General features: G+C 65.1%; 10 protein-coding genes. 4 read left to right on the top strand and 6 right to left on the bottom strand.

The genetic code is table 11. The annotated features are described in order from the left end of the window. Positions 1-151: 151 nt before the first annotated feature. The 5 genes from J2808_RS14335 to J2808_RS14315 all read right to left on the bottom strand — a co-directional run bounded on the left by J2808_RS14335 (position 152) and on the right by J2808_RS14315 (position 10,241). The gene (locus J2808_RS14335; RefSeq protein ID WP_309818315.1) at positions 152-6,238 is read right to left on the bottom strand and encodes an Ig-like domain-containing protein; all 6,087 of its coding nucleotides are present in this window, start codon (positions 6,236-6,238) and stop codon (positions 152-154) included. Positions 6,239-6,648: 410 nt separating this feature from the next. After that, the gene (locus J2808_RS14330) at positions 6,649-7,770 is read right to left on the bottom strand and encodes an adenylate/guanylate cyclase domain-containing protein (protein ID WP_309817820.1); all 1,122 of its coding nucleotides are present in this window, start codon (positions 7,768-7,770) and stop codon (positions 6,649-6,651) included. After that, complete coding sequence (locus J2808_RS14325) at positions 7,760-8,359, bottom strand: PH domain-containing protein (RefSeq protein ID WP_309817818.1); 600 nt, start codon at positions 8,357-8,359, stop codon at positions 7,760-7,762. The genes J2808_RS14330 and J2808_RS14325 overlap by 11 nt, the downstream gene beginning before the upstream one ends. Then, on the bottom strand, positions 8,352-9,260 hold the full coding sequence (locus tag J2808_RS14320; protein WP_309817816.1) for a biotin--[acetyl-CoA-carboxylase] ligase: 909 nt from the start codon (positions 9,258-9,260) through the stop codon (positions 8,352-8,354). Before J2808_RS14320 ends, J2808_RS14325 begins: the two co-directional genes overlap by 8 nt. Before the next feature lie 66 nt (positions 9,261-9,326). Further along, positions 9,327-10,241 carry an SDR family oxidoreductase gene (locus J2808_RS14315; protein ID WP_309817814.1) on the bottom strand — a complete coding sequence of 305 codons (915 nt, stop codon included), beginning with the start codon at positions 10,239-10,241 and terminating at the stop codon, positions 9,327-9,329. 237 nt (positions 10,242-10,478) lie between these two features. Between J2808_RS14315 and J2808_RS14310 the strand changes: the two genes are divergently transcribed. From J2808_RS14310 to J2808_RS14295, 4 genes are all read left to right on the top strand, one after another. Next, a complete protein-coding gene (locus J2808_RS14310; protein ID WP_309817812.1) occupies positions 10,479-12,062 on the top strand; it encodes an acyl-CoA carboxylase subunit beta in 1,584 nt (527 codons plus the stop codon). Continuing rightward, positions 12,059-12,316: an acyl-CoA carboxylase subunit epsilon gene (locus J2808_RS14305; protein WP_397428061.1), complete on the top strand. Its 258-nt coding sequence runs from the start codon at positions 12,059-12,061 to the stop codon at positions 12,314-12,316. Before J2808_RS14310 ends, J2808_RS14305 begins: the two co-directional genes overlap by 4 nt. A 9-nt stretch (positions 12,317-12,325) precedes the next feature. Then, complete coding sequence (locus tag J2808_RS14300) at positions 12,326-14,011, top strand: DUF885 domain-containing protein (RefSeq protein WP_309817810.1); 1,686 nt, start codon at positions 12,326-12,328, stop codon at positions 14,009-14,011. Between the two features lie 329 nt (positions 14,012-14,340). Next, positions 14,341-15,789, top strand: a complete 1,449-nt coding sequence (locus J2808_RS14295; RefSeq protein WP_309817808.1) for a dicarboxylate/amino acid:cation symporter — start codon at positions 14,341-14,343, stop codon at positions 15,787-15,789. Between the two features lie 126 nt (positions 15,790-15,915). Here the strand turns inward: J2808_RS14295 and J2808_RS14290 are convergent, their stop codons facing one another. Next, the gene (locus J2808_RS14290) at positions 15,916-16,491 is read right to left on the bottom strand and encodes a hypothetical protein (RefSeq protein WP_309817805.1); all 576 of its coding nucleotides are present in this window, start codon (positions 16,489-16,491) and stop codon (positions 15,916-15,918) included. Between the last annotated feature and the right edge of the window lie 120 nt (positions 16,492-16,611).

Genomic DNA, 16,611 nt, shown 5'->3' with positions numbered 1-16,611 from the left:
ACCGCCACCAAAATGGCAACTACCAACACCCACCCGCGATGGGGAGCACTCCCCCAGCACCAACGCACCGGACCGCCACCACGACCGACTATAGCGCGATACACCATCAACTGGATAAACCCGCAGGTCAAGTCGGGCGGGGCCCAGGGGTTCAGCACATCGGCACTCCGTTGCTGCCTGGAACGCCAAGCGTCGTGTGACCTGCGTAGACATACCGACCTACGTTTCGGCCGGAACCCTCCTCCACGCGGTAGTGGGGCTGGTCCGGTGCGCCCGACCAGTTGTCGTTCTGAACGATGTAGCACCTGACCACAATCAGATCCTGTGAGACCACGTAGAACCAGGGCGGAACGTTGCCGCCTTTTCCGTCGCACGTGTTGTTGGCGGGATTGTAGTTGGCTCCACCGAAGGTGAAAGTGCAGGACCGCTGCAGACTGGTGCCGGTCACCAGCCTTGTCTGCCATTCGCCCTGGGCGCCAGATCTTGCCGTCGCCGAAACCACCGCGCTCTCGGTGCCCAGGGAGTTGACAGTCTTCACCGCGATGGAATGCTGCTCGCTGAAGCCGGCGGTATTGATGGTCCGGCTTCCTGACGGAGCCACACCCTCCCAGCCTCCGCCGTCAATGCTGATCAGGGTCCGGGCAACATCGTTAGTGGACGTCGAAGGCGAAGCCCAGTTCAAAACCAGTGATTTCTGGTTCATGCCGCCGTCCTGGCCTGATGCCGAAGGCGTGCCCGGCGATCCGTAAGGTGTGGCGGTGGCTGGGGCGCTGGCGTTGGAACTGGGTGCCACTGCCGAGTTGGCGACGACGGTGATGCTCACCTGGGTGCCGTTGGTGAAGCCGCCGATCGATTGCCCGGGAGTGATGGGACCGCTGGCTCCATTGCTCGCGTTGTAGCTGTAAGTGACTTCGTTCTCAGCAGAGCCGTTGCGTTCAGCCGCTGTGAGCCGCCGGAAGTCGACTCTGACCTGCCGGCCGGCCCCGCCAGTGTCGGCCGGGTTGGCGCTAACCCCTGAGACCTGGCCCAGTTTCCCGGTGGCTCGGCGGGGCGCCGAAGACGGACTGACGGCCCCCTTGCCTGCCTTGTTTTCGGCCTGGACGGTGAAGCTGTACTCGGCTTCGGAGTTGTTTGCCGTGAAGTTGGCCGTGCGCACCGTCCCCGCGATGGTCTGGGTCTGCGGCGCACCGCCGCCACCGCTCATGGTGACGTAGTAGTTCCTGATCGCGTCCCCGTTGGTATCGGGTTCGGTCCAGTTCACCCGCAGCTGGTTAGTGGTTCCCACTGCGGACGCCACGGCGGACGTCGGCGCCGCAGGTGCAGCCGGCACGCCGGCCGGGTTGTCTTCTGAAGAGTAGATACCCCAGTCGGACGGCCCCAGCTCGTTGACAGCCTGGGCGCGCACCTTGTAACGGACCCCGTTGGTCAGGCCGGGCCACGTGTAGGTCAGGCCCGTCACACCGTTCTTCACGGCAATGCCGCTGGACGGTGGCGGCGAGATTTCCAGGTTGTAGCTCTTGACAGCTGAGCCCTCGGTCTTGGCAGGCACCCAATCGATAACCATGTTCTTGTCGCCGGCTTTGACGCTCGGCGGCTCCGGCGGCGACGGTTTTTCATCCGGCCGGATCTCGTTGGACTGCGCAGACGCCTGGGAGTCGCCCACCTCGTTGGTGGCGGTCACGGTGAAGACGTACTTCACATCATTGGTCAGCCCGCTCAGGGTGCACGTAGTGGTGGCGCACTGTTGTTCGAAGCCATTGTTGGACCGCACGGTGTAGCCGGTGATCGTGGCTCCGTTGTCCGACGGCGGCGCCCACTTGAGCACTGCAGTCCGGCTGCGAACGTCCGTGGCGGTGGGGGACGACGGTGCGTCCGGCTTATCCCGAACGGTGATGCGGACCCGGCCAATCGCTTGGCGGGAGGGGTCGCCGGTTTTGTCCGAAATGGCATAGCGAACCACCATGACGCCCTTGAATCCCTCGGCGGGGGTCACCGTGAGCGAATCCCCGGCGATGACCGGCTGTCCTGTGGCGGAGCCTGTTTCCACAGCAACTGAGACGATCTTCAGCGGTGTGTCGCTGAAGGGATTGAAGTCATTGGCGAGAACGTTGATGGTCTCGGTCCGGCCTGCATTGGCCTTCTCGATGACATCCTCACTGGCGGTAGGGAGCGGCCGGTTGGAGGCAACGACGGTGGCTGTTATCGAGGCTTTGACGGGTCCCGAGCGGCCATCGGTGACCTTCAGCGGGATGCTTCCCTTGCGGCCCGCGGGCAAGCCCGTTGCTGAGCTGACTTTGAGCGTCTGCCCCTCAATGGTGGCGGTGAAGCCTTCAGGCATGGGCCCGTCAAACTCGAATTTGAGCTTCTCCTGGTCCCCGGCATCCACATCCTTGGCCAGGTTGCCCAACTCCAGGCTGGCCGTTTCGGCCTTCGGAACCTCGAGGTCGGTTCCACTGAACGTGGGCTCGTGGTTCGCGGCCGGGTCCGGAATGACCCGGGTGATGATGGTCAGCGTGGATTTCAGGCCCTGCGGATCTTCCGGACCGGACCCATCCGTCACTTCGAACGTCACGGAGCCGGGGCCCACATATTCTTTGAGCGCCGCATAGCGCAGGGCGTTGCCGCTTCCGGCGATGACGTTTTGGGTGTCAGCGCCCTGGACCCGGACCTTGTCTGCCTGGGTAATCCGAGGTGAGCGGCCTTCCCGGACCCGGACATACTCACCGAGGTCGAGGGTTATTTCCTTACCGGCCATCACTTCCACAACGTCAGCACGGGCCAAGGTGGGGTGCTGTTCACCTTGGCCGGGCACCCAGATGACAGCAGTGGCGCTTTGGCCGTCCACGTCGGTAACGGTGTAGGGGACCAGTTGGTCCCCCGGCGCAAGGCTCACCACAACGTTGCCGTCGCCGCTGACGCGTGCGTTCGGGTTGCCGTCCGGCAGGCTGATCTTGAGTTCGGCGGCCACCCCGTCAGGGTCCGAATCGTTCTTCAGGACGGGGACGTCCACGGCGGATTTGCCCAGCGTCTCGGCGGGAGTGATGACATCGTCTTTGGCCAGCGGAGCCTTGAGCGTGGCGTCGGGGCTGATCCTGACCCGAATCACCGCACTGCCCTGGGCCTTCTTGTCGTCCTGGATCCTGTAGCTGACGCTCTCGTGGCCGGCGGTGCCGGGTGCGGTGAGCAGCACCCTGCCGTCAGCGGTCTCGACGCCGAGTTCCGGCCGGGCTTCAAACGCGTTTGCGACGAGCCCGATCGGGTCCCCGTCGGGGTCCGAATCGTTGCTGAGTGCGTCCACGGCGATCTGGCGGCCGGGGCGGACATCGACCGAGTCGTCAACTGCGAGGGGCTTCTGATTGTTGGCTTCGGGCGGCGCGATGCCCACGATGACCGTGCCGGTGTTCTCGGCGCCGATCCGGTCCCGGACGCGGTAGGTAAAGGTGTCCGTCCCGGCAGCCGTTCCGGTAGCCGTAAATTCGAGGTAACCGTCCTTCACCAGGGCTGTTCCCATGGCGGGGGCTTTGTCCACCCCAATCAGTTGCACAGAGTCGCCGTCCGAGTCGATGCCGTCCAACGGCACCGGAATCCGGACCACCATTCCGGATACCACGCGGGCTATGAGGTTCCTCGGCTCCGGACGGGTGTTCCGCTCGTCATCGCGTGCGCGGACGCGGATGGTGACCTGCTGGGAGTCCGACTGACCGGATTCATTGGTGACTTTGTAAATTGCGTAGACAGTCTTGGGGAGGTCTCCGGCGATGAAGCGCAGCGTAGCGCCGGCGTGGAAAATCCTTCCATCGGCGTCATCGGGCTTCTGCGCCAGTTCCGGCTCAAGCGTCAGCTTGCCACCGTTGGGGTCGGAGTCGTTTTCGAGGACCGGGATGGTCACCACGTCGCCTACCCGGACTGACACTTCGTCCGGCTTGGCCTGCGGGGGCTGAAGTTTGGCCGGGGCGGGCACCACCAGGACCGATATGTCTCCGCTGGCGGAGGACTTGCCGTTCGAAATCGTGTACTTGACGTTGAGTTGGCCCTGCGCACGGATGTCAGTGATCCGGACCACGGAGTGGTCCAGCACCGAGACGCTGACCGGCAATCCGTCGTCAGCCGTGACGGACTGGACCACCAGCACGCCTCCGGAGGGGTCCGAGTCGTTGCCCAGGACGTCCACCATCACGGTTCCACCGCTGGGCAGCAGCGCCATGTCCCGGACGGCTACCGGCGCGCCGTCTCCAACCCCGGAGACCACATCGACCCGGACCAGTTGCTGGGCGCTGGCAGGCCCGTTGGTAACGAGGTACGACACATAGTGCGAACCCTCCGCTGCAGAGTTGAAGGTGAACGTCTGCTGGTCCGCGCCCAGGGTGGCTGTGGAGTTGCCGTCGGGGGTGACCTGGGCGAGCCGGAGGACACCGCCCTGCGGGTCCGAGTCGTTCTTCAACGGTGCTATCACAGTGTCAACACCGGCGACGGCGACCACGTGATCCGCGTTGGCAATTGGCGGCAGCGCACCCGGAGCGCGGACGTCCACCGTGACTTTGCCTTCGGTAGTTTCCTGGCCGTCGGAAACAACCAGCGTGACTACCTTGCGGCCGGGCTCCGTGCCGGCGTCCTGGAAGGTGAGCAGTCCGTCCGGCCGGACCTTGACCTGGTCACGGGAGTCGCTGCCAGTGGCGCTGACCACGTACAGATCGTCGCCGTCGGGGTCGATCCAGTCGGTGAGGATGTTCTGGCTGACGATTTTGCCGGCCTGAACCACGAGCGTGGTGTTCCGGTTCGGCTTCTGCCGCGGGGCAGAGTTCTCCCCGGGTGGAATGATATTGAGCGTGACGCCGGAGGAAGCGGTGAGGCCTCGGCCGTCGTCCACGGTGTATTTGAAGTTCTCTGAACCCGTCTTGTCCGCAGGGACGCTGACCTGGAAACCGGTGGAACCGTAGATCGGGGCCAGGACCCCGGACCTGATGGGATCGGGAGAACGGACGGTGAGGATGTCGCCGTCGGGATCGGTGTCATTGTCCAAAACGGGCAGGATCACGGTCCTGCCCGCCCGTACCCCGAACGTGTCCGGCTTGGCCACGGGTGCGCTGTTGGGCTTGGTGCGGTCCGGCAACACGGTCTGCTGGACTTCGTCGGCGGAATCTTTGTCCGCATCATCTGATGTTTCCTTCGGCGGGATGACGTCCTCCCAGTTGTTGACCAGCTGCATGTTCTGGTTCACCAGCCACACATTCCCCGAGTTCACATCATTGAGGACCACCAGGTCCCGGTTCACCCGGAAAACATACGACGGCGACGCACTCGCCTTGGGCACCTCAACGTTCTTATCATCACCATCATTGACACAATCACGGACATACTTGTTCGCCCCCGACCACGCCGCATGCACACAACCGCCCAACTGCACCGGCGCCGCCGGCACACCCTCACCATCAAAGGTCACCGTCTTCGCCGTCGAACCATCCAGCGGCTGCTTCAACAACGCCTTCTGCGTCGCAATCGCCACAAAATCACTGACCGGACCGCCCTGCTGCAACTTCGCATCCCGCGCGTTATCCAATTGCAAGCGCTTCCCACCCGGCAGGAACAGGTTCCCCGCCGCAGCATCGAGCACCACCGGCTTATCCCCCACCACCGTGATCTGCAGATCCCCCGCACCCTTCAACTCAGCCCAGGTGCTGGACTCGGTGGAGGTTGCCTCCCCGTCCGGGTAGGCCGAGGTAACAGTCACTTCGCCCGTCCCGGGGTCGGCACTGTAAATCCGGTTGTCGGCACCAACCGCGGAGACCGTGCCCTGCGATGCGGCCAGCACCGGTTCGGTGGATTCCTCATCGAACCCGTTCACGGTGGACGGAGAGAGGGCCCAGACTTTGCCCTTCGCGGCGTCTGTAACGGAAATGATTTCGGTGCCGAAACTGACGTCGGCCGAGCCCGGCAACTGCTTATCCCCACCCAGGCGCATGTTCGCCGGCGAGACCTGGTTCAACGTCGAGCCCGTCTCATCATCGACAAACACATCCCCCGCGCTTTGGAGAATATCGAACGTGGTACTCGCCGGCGTCACCGCACCATCCAACACACGCGACGGGTAATTCAGCCGGCCCACAGCGTTGTTGGACTTACTGACCACCCACACCCCGCCGTCGTTCAACTCCACCTCAGTGGTCCTGAACCCCGGATAGATAACCGCCCCGGCCACCAACACCGCACCCAAGGCAGCAAACGCCGTCCCGGTGACCATCTTGTTGTGGCGCCCCTTGAGGCCAAGCTTCCCCAGCAGACTTGTCACAGCTTTACTATTCCCCTGAAATCACCGCCACCAAAAGGCAGCTACGTCGCCCGCGATAACCACCACAGACCGATAACTTCCGCCACTCCCCCATAGAGACACCGGAATAATCCTGACAACTTTCTGACCACCCACACCCGGCGCGCAGGGCCCGAAGCAAGCAGAACGGCACCTACTTCCGACGCCAGCCTACCCAGCCCAACACCCACCCGCGATGGGGAGCACTCCCCTCCACCACCGCACCACGCCGCCACTATAGCGCGATACACCATCAACTGGACAAACCCGCACCCCGGGAGATCGCACGCCCGTGTCCTCAGTGCATGCGACACCCCGCATCGCGGTCTGGCCGACGTTAAGTCCTAGTCGAGAACCAGGCCCTTGCCTTCGCCGCGCTCCAGCCGCACCGGGTGGATTTCGCCGAACCCGCGCACGTTTTCGGCGGGCTGCGGAACCAGGACGAAGCGTTCGTCCCGGTCCAGCGCGGACGCCGTCATGGAGTCAATCAGGACCGTGCCCGGGTCAGCCAGGGTGGTGAGCCGCGCTGCAAGGTTGACCGTGGGGCCGTAGATATCACCGAGCCGTGACAGGATCCGTCCCCAGACCATCGCCACGCGCGCTTCGGGGAGGATCTCGTCCTCGGTGAATGCCTGCGCCAGGGCGAGCGATATTTCGGCGCCGGCAGCAGGCGTTTCCGCGATGTAGAGGACTTCGTCGCCGACAGTCTTGACCAGCCGGCCACCACCCACGGAGATGATCTCCGCACATTTGTTCTCAAAGCGCTGGACCAGCCGGGCGAGCGTCTTTTCATTCATCCGGCGGGACAGGCTGGTGTAGGAAACCAGGTCAGCGAAGCCCACCGCGCGTGCCAGGGGCAGCGGAGCGTCGTCTTCGTCGCCTTCGCGGCCTTCTTCACTGGCCTGCAGGCCGGCCTCAGCGCGGACGGCCAGCCGCTGGACGCCGGCGTTGAGCTGCCTCCGCCACGAGTAGACGAGCATGTGCTCCAGCGCGTCCAGCAGGGCAGGCAGTTCCTGGACCAGGCGCTTGCGGGCCACGGCATCGGTGACACCCTGCTCGTGGACCATGTCCTCCACGAGGGCCTCGATCTGCCAGACCACCATGCGGTCGGTCATCTGCCCGATGGACCGCGTCACCGAGATGGCGGCCTCCTCGGTCAGGACCCCGGAGCGGACCAGGTCCACCACCGTAGAAAGCGCTGCCTGGTCACGTTCGGTGAAGGCCACGTCATCGTCGCCGAAGTTCGGGAAACCCAGGGCACGCCACAGCTTCCGCGCAGACAGGAGCGACAACCCGGCCCCTGCGGCCACCTCACGGCGCCGCAGCTTACGTTCGCCGCCCAGGAGCTGGGTCTCGAGTGCTTTGGCCGCCAGCCGCTCGACGGACAGCGTGCCGGTTGGAGGGTGGGCACTATCAGCCGCGGGGGCTGGCAGGGCCGGCTGGCCCTGTTGGTCCTCATCGTTCATCGTGTCCACCTTCTCTCAACTCCCAAGGCAATATGTCATCGGCATAGTCAGACATTTCGTCAGTCTCTGAGCTCCTGCCCATAGGGAGCTCAGCAACCGCATCCAGCACAAAGTCCCGGAACCGTGCGGCTTCCGGGACGTCCAGGATGGTCACCACACTTTGATACCCGGTTTCCAAGGATATATTCCCGGAGCGCAATATGCGCTGCACCACCGACTGGTGGACAGTCACGTTGCGGACCGAGGCAAGATTGACCTGCTCGTCGCGGCGCCGCACCATGCCGTAGCGGGCCACAATCCTCCGGCTGGTGAGGATGTACCGGGTTCCCTGCCACCGCAGCAGCCGGGGAAGGCAGTAGGTCAACCATATCCACGCCGCCGTCAGCACGCAGGCAAGCACGATCCACGGGGTCCAGTCCGCCGAAACTGCCGGCACCAGGCGGGTAGCCTCCCCCCGCAGGGTCCAGGCGCTGGTGAAAGCAGCAGCGGCCGGCGCGGCGATGAAGGCTGCGGCCGGTCCGGCCAGTTTCCTCGGTTGCGGACGCGTGATGGTAATGACCTGTTCGCCCGGCACGAGGCCTTTACGCATAGCCGCCTTCGGTACCCTGGCCCGGCGGGGTCCACGGACGCAGGTGCACCACATCGCCGGCCGTCACCACATGCTCCCGGGCGTCTTTATCCACCACGAGCAGCGAGCCGTACTCATCCAGCCTCGTTGCATGCCCGATGAGCTCGTGGTCACCCGGCAGCTGGGCGCGCACCTGGCTGCCCAACGTGACCATCACGGACTCCACCCGCTTGTGGAGCGAAGGGCCACCGGCCATCCCTGCGGTGGGGTCGCCGTCGGCATTGCAGAAACTGCGGTAGAGCAAGGCAAAGTGCGCCAGGTAGCTCTTGAGCAACTGGGTCCGGTCAACAGTCAGCGGCTGTTCAAGTGCCACGGAGGTGGCGGTGGGCACCGGCAGTTCCGCGGACGTCAGTGTCACATTCAGGCCAGTCCCCAGGATGACCGCCGGTACGGAACCGTCGCCCATGGGCCCCATCTGGGCCAGGATCCCGGCGATCTTGCGGCCGCGGACCAGGACATCATTGGGCCATTTGAGCTCAGCCGGAATGCCGGCCGTCTCCAGCAGCGTCTGCCGCAGCGCCAGGGCGCCTAAAAGGGAAAGCCATGAATAAGTGTGCGTGGGCAAAGGCCTGCCCTCCGCGTTCACCGGGCGCAGGACTATGGACACCGAAACGGAGCTCAGCGGCGGCGCTTCCCAGCTCCGGTCCAGCCGCCCTCGTGCTGCGGTCTGGTATTCAGCAGTCAGCACTGACAGGTCAGGCCACTCTTTAGGCTCAACGGTCACAGCGCGCAGGAGATCCGCGTTGGTGGACCCGGTGGAGTCCACCACAACCATTTTCGCGATGCCGGTGGCGGCCAGGAAATCCTGGTCCGCGAGGGCTCCGCGGTTCAACGGACTTCCTGGGGTGTGTGAGTCAGCCATGCTTGAATCCTATCGACTCAGGCGCTGCCGGCGGCTCTTCCGGCGGCCACATGACTGGAACGGGTTTCAGAGAAAAATGTCAGGAACCAGCTGCTCCTCGGCGGCCCCGAGACTGTAGGGCCGGAAGTCGGTGACTCCCGCCGCCTTGAGCACCTGCTCGTCCGTGTAAAAGTTGCCGCTGGCCGAGCCCTTGCCCGCAAGCGGGGTGCCGGCCTGATTACTGCCGGTCAGGATGGCGTGGGCCGCGTCGGCCATGATCTGGGGACCACGGGCTGCCTGCACGATCGCCTCGCCACCGGGCATGTTACGGATGGCGGCGGTATCGATGAGCGTGCAGGGCCACAGGGAGTTGACGTTGATTCGATCGTTCTTGAGCTCCTCGGCCAGGCCCAGGGTGGTCAGGCTCATGCCGTATTTGGCCATGGTGTACGCAAGGTGCCTGCCGGCCCACTTGGGGTCGAGGTTAAGGGGCGGTGAGAGTGTCAGGATGTGGCCGTTGCCGGACTGGCGCAATGCAGGCAGCGAGAGCTTGGACAGCAGGAAGGTCCCGCGGACGTTGATGTCCTGCATCAGGTCGTAGCGCTTCATGTCGACGTGGTCCGTGGTGGACAGATCGATGGCGGAGGCGTTGTTGATCACCACGTCGATCCCGCCGAATCGCTCGGCGGCGGCCGCCACGGCGCCGGCGACGTCCTCGTCGTTGCGGACGTCACCCACGATGGCCAGGGCCTGGCCGCCGGCTGCCTCGATCTGTTCGGCAGCACTGTGGACGGTGCCGGCGAGCGTGGCGTGCGGCTGGTCTGTCTTGGCCAACAGGACAATGTTGGCGCCGTCCTGCGCGGCCCGGGTGGCAATGGCCAACCCGATGCCGCGGCTGCCGCCGGACATCAGAATGGTGCGGCCCCGCAGGGAACCGGCGGCCCGGTACGGCGTTGCGGAGGCGGCCCGGTTCGGAGTTGCGGCATCGTTGCTGGAAGTCATGGCCTCCACTGTAGCCGAGATATGTTACTGACCAGTAACATGCGTCTTGGCCGCCGGATGCGACGGAAAATTGTAGGTTTTCTACAGCCGTGCCGCGCAGAAGCGTCATTAGACTAGCCAGCAAGGTTCGTTTTTTGTGTGGAAGCTACTTAAATCCACACGTGACCTGCCAACCACCACCCCACGCAGCCCCATATTTGTTACAGCACCAATCTGCTACAGAGCCGGAGACACTTGATGAGCCACGATCTGACCACGACAGCGGGAAAAATCGCCGACTTCCGCGACCGCCAGGCCCGTGCAGAGCAGCCATCCGGCCCCGAAGCCATCGAAAAGCAGCACGCCCGTGGCAAGAACACTGCCCGCGAGCGCGTGGAGCTCCTGCTGGATGAAGGCTCCTTTGTGGAGCTGGACGCGCTGGCAGTCCACCGCTCCACCGCCTTCGGCATGGAAAAGAAGAAGCCGCTCGGTGACGGGCTGGTCTCCGGCTACGGCACGGTGGACGGGCGTCCGGTAGCGGTTTACAGCCAGGATTTCTCCGTCTACGGCGGGTCGCTGAGCCAGGTCAACGGCGAGAAGATCGTCAAGGTCCAGGAGTTCGCCCTGCGCAACGGCTGCCCGGTGGTGGGCATCCTCGATGGCGGCGGCGCCCGCATCCAGGAAGGTGTTGCCTCGCTGGCCATGTTTGCGGACATCTTCCGCAACAACGTCCATGCCTCCGGTGTGGTCCCGCAGATCTCCCTCATCATGGGGCCGTCCGCCGGCGGCGCCGCCTACTCCCCCGCGCTCACGGACTATGTAGTGATGGTGGACAAGACCTCGCACATGTTCATCACCGGCCCCGACGTCATCAAGACCGTCACTGGCGAAGATGTGGACATGGAGACCCTGGGCGGCGCCCGGCAACACAACGCCACCACAGGTACGTCCACCTACCTTGCCTCCGACGAAGCCGACGCGATCGGCTTCGTCCGCGAACTACTGGACTTCCTGCCGTCCAACAACCTCTCCGAGGCCCCGGTGCTGGAGCACCAGCAGGAGCTCGAGGTCGACGACGACGACCTCGCCCTGGATGCCCTCGTCCCCGACTCGGCCAACCAGCCCTACGACATGCGCACCGTCATCGAACAGATCGTCGATGACGCGCACTTCCTGGAAATGCAGTCCCTGTACGCCCCCAACGTGATGATCGGTTACGGCCGGGTTGAGGGACACACCGTGGGGATTGTGGCCAACCAGCCCCTGCAGTTCGCCGGCACCCTGGACATCGCCGCCTCCGAAAAGGCCGCCCGCTTCGTCCGGAACTGCGACGCCTTCAACATCCCCATCATCACGCTGGTGGATGTTCCGGGCTTCCTGCCCGGCAAGGACCAGGAGTTCCAGGGCATCATCCGCCGCGGCGCCAAACTGCTGTACGCGTACGCCGAGGCCACCGTCCCCAAACTGACCGTCATCACCCGCAAGGCCTACGGCGGAGCGTACATCGTGATGGGTTCCAAGAAACTCGGTGCCGACCTGAACCTGGCCTGGCCCACAGCGCAGATCGGTGTGATGGGCGCCCAGGGTGCGGTCAACATCCTGTACCGCCGCGACCTGGCGGCCGTTGCCGAGGCAGGCGGGGATGTTGAGGCCCGCCGTGCCGAGGTGATCCGGCAGTACGAAGAGGAGCTGCTGAACCCCTACCAGGCTGCCGAGCTGGGCTACGTGGACGCGGTCATCGCACCGTCCGAAACCAGGGCCCAGATCATCAAGGGACTGCGCGCGCTCCGCGACAAACGGGCCAGCCTGCCCACCAAGAAGCACGGGAACATCCCGCTGTGATCGAAGACCAGAACCCTGCGGTCGAGGTCGCCGACGACGAGCCGGCGGCGGAAAGTGCCCAACCGCTGCTGTCCGTGGTCAAAGGCGAACCGTCGGTCGAGGAACTCGCGGCACTGACCGCCGTCGTGCTTTCCCTGGGCGGCACGGACGCTGAGGAGGCCAATAAGCCCACCGTCCGGCACTGGGTGCGCCGGCAGCAACTTCGGCTCGCGCCGACGCCGGGTCCCGGCGCCTGGAAGCGAAGCCGGGGTTAGGCTCGTGGGGTGACTACCGAAACCCCATCTGCCGTTCGTCCGCACTCCGCCATCGATGCCGTGGCGGATGACTATACCGACACGCTCATCCGGTTGAATCCGTCCTTTGCCACCACCCTGGGGCTGCCCGGCCACGAGACCGAGTACCCGGATTACTCCCCGGCCGGCATCGCCGAATTCGCGGCGGAAGCCCGGGGAGCCCTGGCGGCCTTGGAGGGCCTGGCACCGCAGGATGACGTGGATGCCGTCACGCTGGACGCCATGCGCGAGCGCCTTGGCCTGCAGTTGGAAATCCACGCGTCCGGCTGGGACGAAGCGGACCTGAACAACATCGCCTCCCCCGCGCAGGACATCCGGGCCATTTTTGACCTGATGCCCACTGACACCGCGGAGGACTGGGCGCACATCGCCGGCCGCGCCCTGAACGTTCCCGGCGCCCTGGCCGGCTACATCGAATCCCTTCGCCAGGCGCGGGACAAGGGCAAGGTATCGGCGGCACGCCAGGTCTCCATCGTCATCGAGCAGACCACCAAATACGCCGCCGACGACGGCTTCTTCGCCAAGCTCGCCGCCGCGGCGCGGACCGCTGACGGCCCCCTCGAAACGTCCGTGCAGGAAAAGCTCGACGCCGGTGCTGAGGCTGCGCGCGGCGCATACCGGGAGCTGGCGGACTTCCTCCGCACGGAACTGCTGCCTGCTGCCCCGGCGAAGGACGCCGTCGGCCGCGAACGTTACGCGCTGGCCTCGCGCTCTTTCCTTGGCGCCGCCGTCGACCTTGAAGAGACCTACGCATGGGGCGTCCAGGAACTGGACCGACTCATCGCCGAGCAGGAAGACGTGGCCGCCGCCATCAAGCCAGGGGCCACCATCGCGGAGGCGAAGGAGGTCCTCAACAACGACCCCGCACGCCAGCTGAAGGGCACGGACGCCCTCAAGGCGTGGATGCAGGAGCTCTCGGACAAGGCCGTGGCCGATCTTGCCGGCGTGCATTTCGACATCCCGGACGTGATGAAGAAGCTCGAATGTTTGATCGCCCCCACCGATGAGGGCGGCATCTACTACACCGGCCCCTCCGATGACTTCAGCCGGCCCGGCCGGATGTGGTGGTCCGTTCCCGCCGGCGAAGACACCTTCACCACGTGGGCCGAAACCACCACGGTCTTCCATGAAGGTGTACCTGGCCACCATCTCCAGGTGGCCACCGCCACGTACCGGCGGGAGCTGCTCAACAAGTGGCGGCGCAACGTCTGCTGGACCTCCGGCCACGGCGAGGGCTGGGCCCTGTACGCCGAAAAGCTGATGCAGGAACTCGGCTACCTCTCCGATCCGGGCGACCACATGGGCATGCTGGACATGCAGCGGATGCGCGCAGCCCGCGTGGTGTTCGACATTGGCGTCCACCTCGAGCTCGAGATCCCCAAGCGCTGGGGCAGCGGAACCTGGACACCGGACAAGGGCTACGACTTCCTCAAGGACAACCTGGCCATCAGCGAAGGCCAGCTCAACTTCGAATTCACCCGGTACCTCGGCTGGCCCGGCCAGGCCCCGTCCTACAAGGTGGGCCAGCGCCTCTGGGAACAGATCCGCGCCGACCTCGAATCCCGGCCCGGCTTCGACCTTAAGGCCTTCCACACCAAGGCCCTGAAGATCGGCTCAGTAGGCCTCGATACCCTCAGGCGGGCGCTCCTCGGGTAGCCGCGGGGGAAAGCCATCCTCTGCGTGCTCGCTCGTTCCTCGCTTAGACGCACGCTGCCGGATGCCGTTCCCCCGCCCCTTTAGCGCGGCGCCGTGGGCGTCTTCCGAAAGCGTGCGTCAGAGCGACGAAGGAGCAGCACGCGTGGAAGGCGGCCATGTCGCCGCGCGCAACGCGAGACGTTTGCCACATCCGGCACGGGAATAACTTCACAATTACCTTGTATGACGCCGGTATATCGGGGATTTCAGGGCGCGAATCGAAATGTGGCGGCGTAACATTTCTCAACATCCGTTCGCCGTGATAAGAGCCTGCGCCCTAGCGTGTTCTGGTGAGCACTCAAACCCGCACCCCCGAATCCGCAGGAAAGTCCGGCTTCCAGCTGCCCAAGTGGGCTGGCTCGTTCGGTTTCCAGATCATCGCCGCCCTCATTGTGGGCCTGGGCCTCGGCCTGCTGGCCAAGTACACCGGCAGCACCAAGGAAGCCCCCAACGGTCTCGGCGCCACGCTGCAGACCATCGGCTCGAGCTACATCTCGCTGCTGCAGACCGCCGTTGTCCCGTTGATCTTCACGGCCGTGGTCAGTTCCATCTCGAACCTGCGCCAGGTGTCCAACGCCGCCAAGCTGGCCTGGAACACCCTGCTGTGGTTCGCCATCACGTCGCTGATCGCGGTCCTGATCGGCATTGGGCTTGGAGTGCTCCTGCAGCCCGGCGCGAACACCGGCATCACCGGAGAGGGCGAAGCGCCCAGCAAGGTGGGCAACTGGTGGGCCTTCCTCACGGGGCTGTTCCCCAAGAACTTCCTGGGCCTCGGCGCCAGCTCCACGGTGGCTGAAGCCGGCGCCGTCACCACCGCAGTCAGCTTCAACGTGCTCCAGATCCTGGTGATCGCCATTGCCGTTGGCGTGGCCGCCCTCAAGGTGGGCAAGGCTGCTGAGCCGTTCCTGACCCTGAACGCTTCCGCACTGGCCGTCATCCAGAAGGTCCTCTGGTGGATCATCCGGATTGCTCCCCTCGGCACCGTGGGCCTGATCGGCAACGCCGTAGCCGTTTACGGCTGGGACACCATCGGTGCGCTCGGCAAGTTTACGTTCGCCATCTACGTTGGCCTGGCCCTGGTGATGTTTGTTGTCTACCCGGTCCTGGTCCGAAGCCACGGGCTGTCCGTCAGGCAGTACTTCTCCGGCGTCTGGCCGGCCGTGCAGCTGGCCTTTGTGTCCCGCTCCTCCATCGGAACCCTGCCGCTGACCCAGCGCGTCACCGAACGCAACCTGGGCGTTCCCCGCGCGTACGCCTCCTTCGCCGTGCCGCTGGGCGCCACCACCAAAATGGACGGCTGCGCCGCGATCTACCCGGCCATCTCCGCCATCTTTGTGGCCCAGTTCTTCGGCGTCCAGCTGGACCTCAGCCACTACCTGCTGATCGCCCTGGTTTCCGTTCTCGGCTCGGCAGCTACTGCCGGTACCACCGGCGCCGTGGTGATGCTCACCCTGACGCTCTCCACGCTGGGACTGCCGCTCGCCGGCGTCGGCCTCCTGCTGGCCGTCGACCCCATCCTGGACATGGGCCGCACCGCGCTCAACGTGGCTGGCCAAGCCCTCGTCCCGGCCATCGTGTCCAAGCGCCAGGGCATCCTGGACGAGACGCTCTACAACGCCCCCCGCAACGGCAACCCGTTCGCGGACGACGACGACTCCGCCACCGCGGATCCCTCCGCCGCCGTCCGGGGTGCTGACGCGGCCGAAGCCGGACGCGAACTGGCCGACGCGAAGGCCTGACGCCACCGCAGCAGCCACGCCAAAAAACACCCCGCCCCTCGAGTTTTTGTCCAGATAATGCGCCCTAAGACGGCAAAAAGAGGCATTATCTGGACAAAAACTCCCTTGGGGGCGGGGTGTTTTTCGTTAACGTCCGCCGCCGCCGATCACCCCGTTCTCCACTGCCTTGGTCACAGCATCCGCCTCAGCCTGCGTCAGCTTGCCGTCGGTGACCGCCTTGTCCAGCCTGGTCTTCAACGCCGCGGCCCGTTCTGCCTGCTCAGCGGTCCGCAGCTCCGCCAGCGCCGACGTCACCTTCGCCTCGTCGATGCCGAGGGCAGCCGCGAGGGATTTGGCGAGCTCGGCCTGCTTGACCGCGGGGTCCGGCCTGGTTCCCTCTGCCCGTTTTGTGGTGGGCTTGTTGGCTTCCCGGAACGCCTTCAGCGCATCCGTCACCTTGGCCTCGTCCACACCGAGCTTGGTGGCAAGTTCCGCGGCGGCCGTACCACCGAAGCCTCCGAAACCGCCATGCCCGTGGCCGCCCCGCCCGCCTTTGCCGTCACCGGGTGCGGTGCTGCTGCCATCCGACGGCGTCGTCGAACTGGCGCTCGGGCTGGGCGTCGGCGTTGTGGTTGCCGAAGCCACGCCGGCTATGCCGAACCCCGCACCGAGGGCCAGTGCGGCGGCCGTCAGGCCGACGGTAATTCTCTTCTTTCGTACCATTTCTGTCTCCTGGATCTGCCGTCCGGTGACGGCTGGCCGTGTGTCCCGAAAGGGACTCTCCCAGTCTCCGGCGGCAGCATCAGGGGAAGCTGTCGGGAACCTTTCACCTTCCTGTGAATT

Source organism: Pseudarthrobacter sulfonivorans, assembly GCF_031454915.1.
In the GTDB taxonomy this organism is placed as follows: domain Bacteria; phylum Actinomycetota; class Actinomycetes; order Actinomycetales; family Micrococcaceae; genus Arthrobacter; species Arthrobacter sulfonivorans_C.
This window is presented reverse-complemented; position numbering and strand designations above follow the sequence as displayed.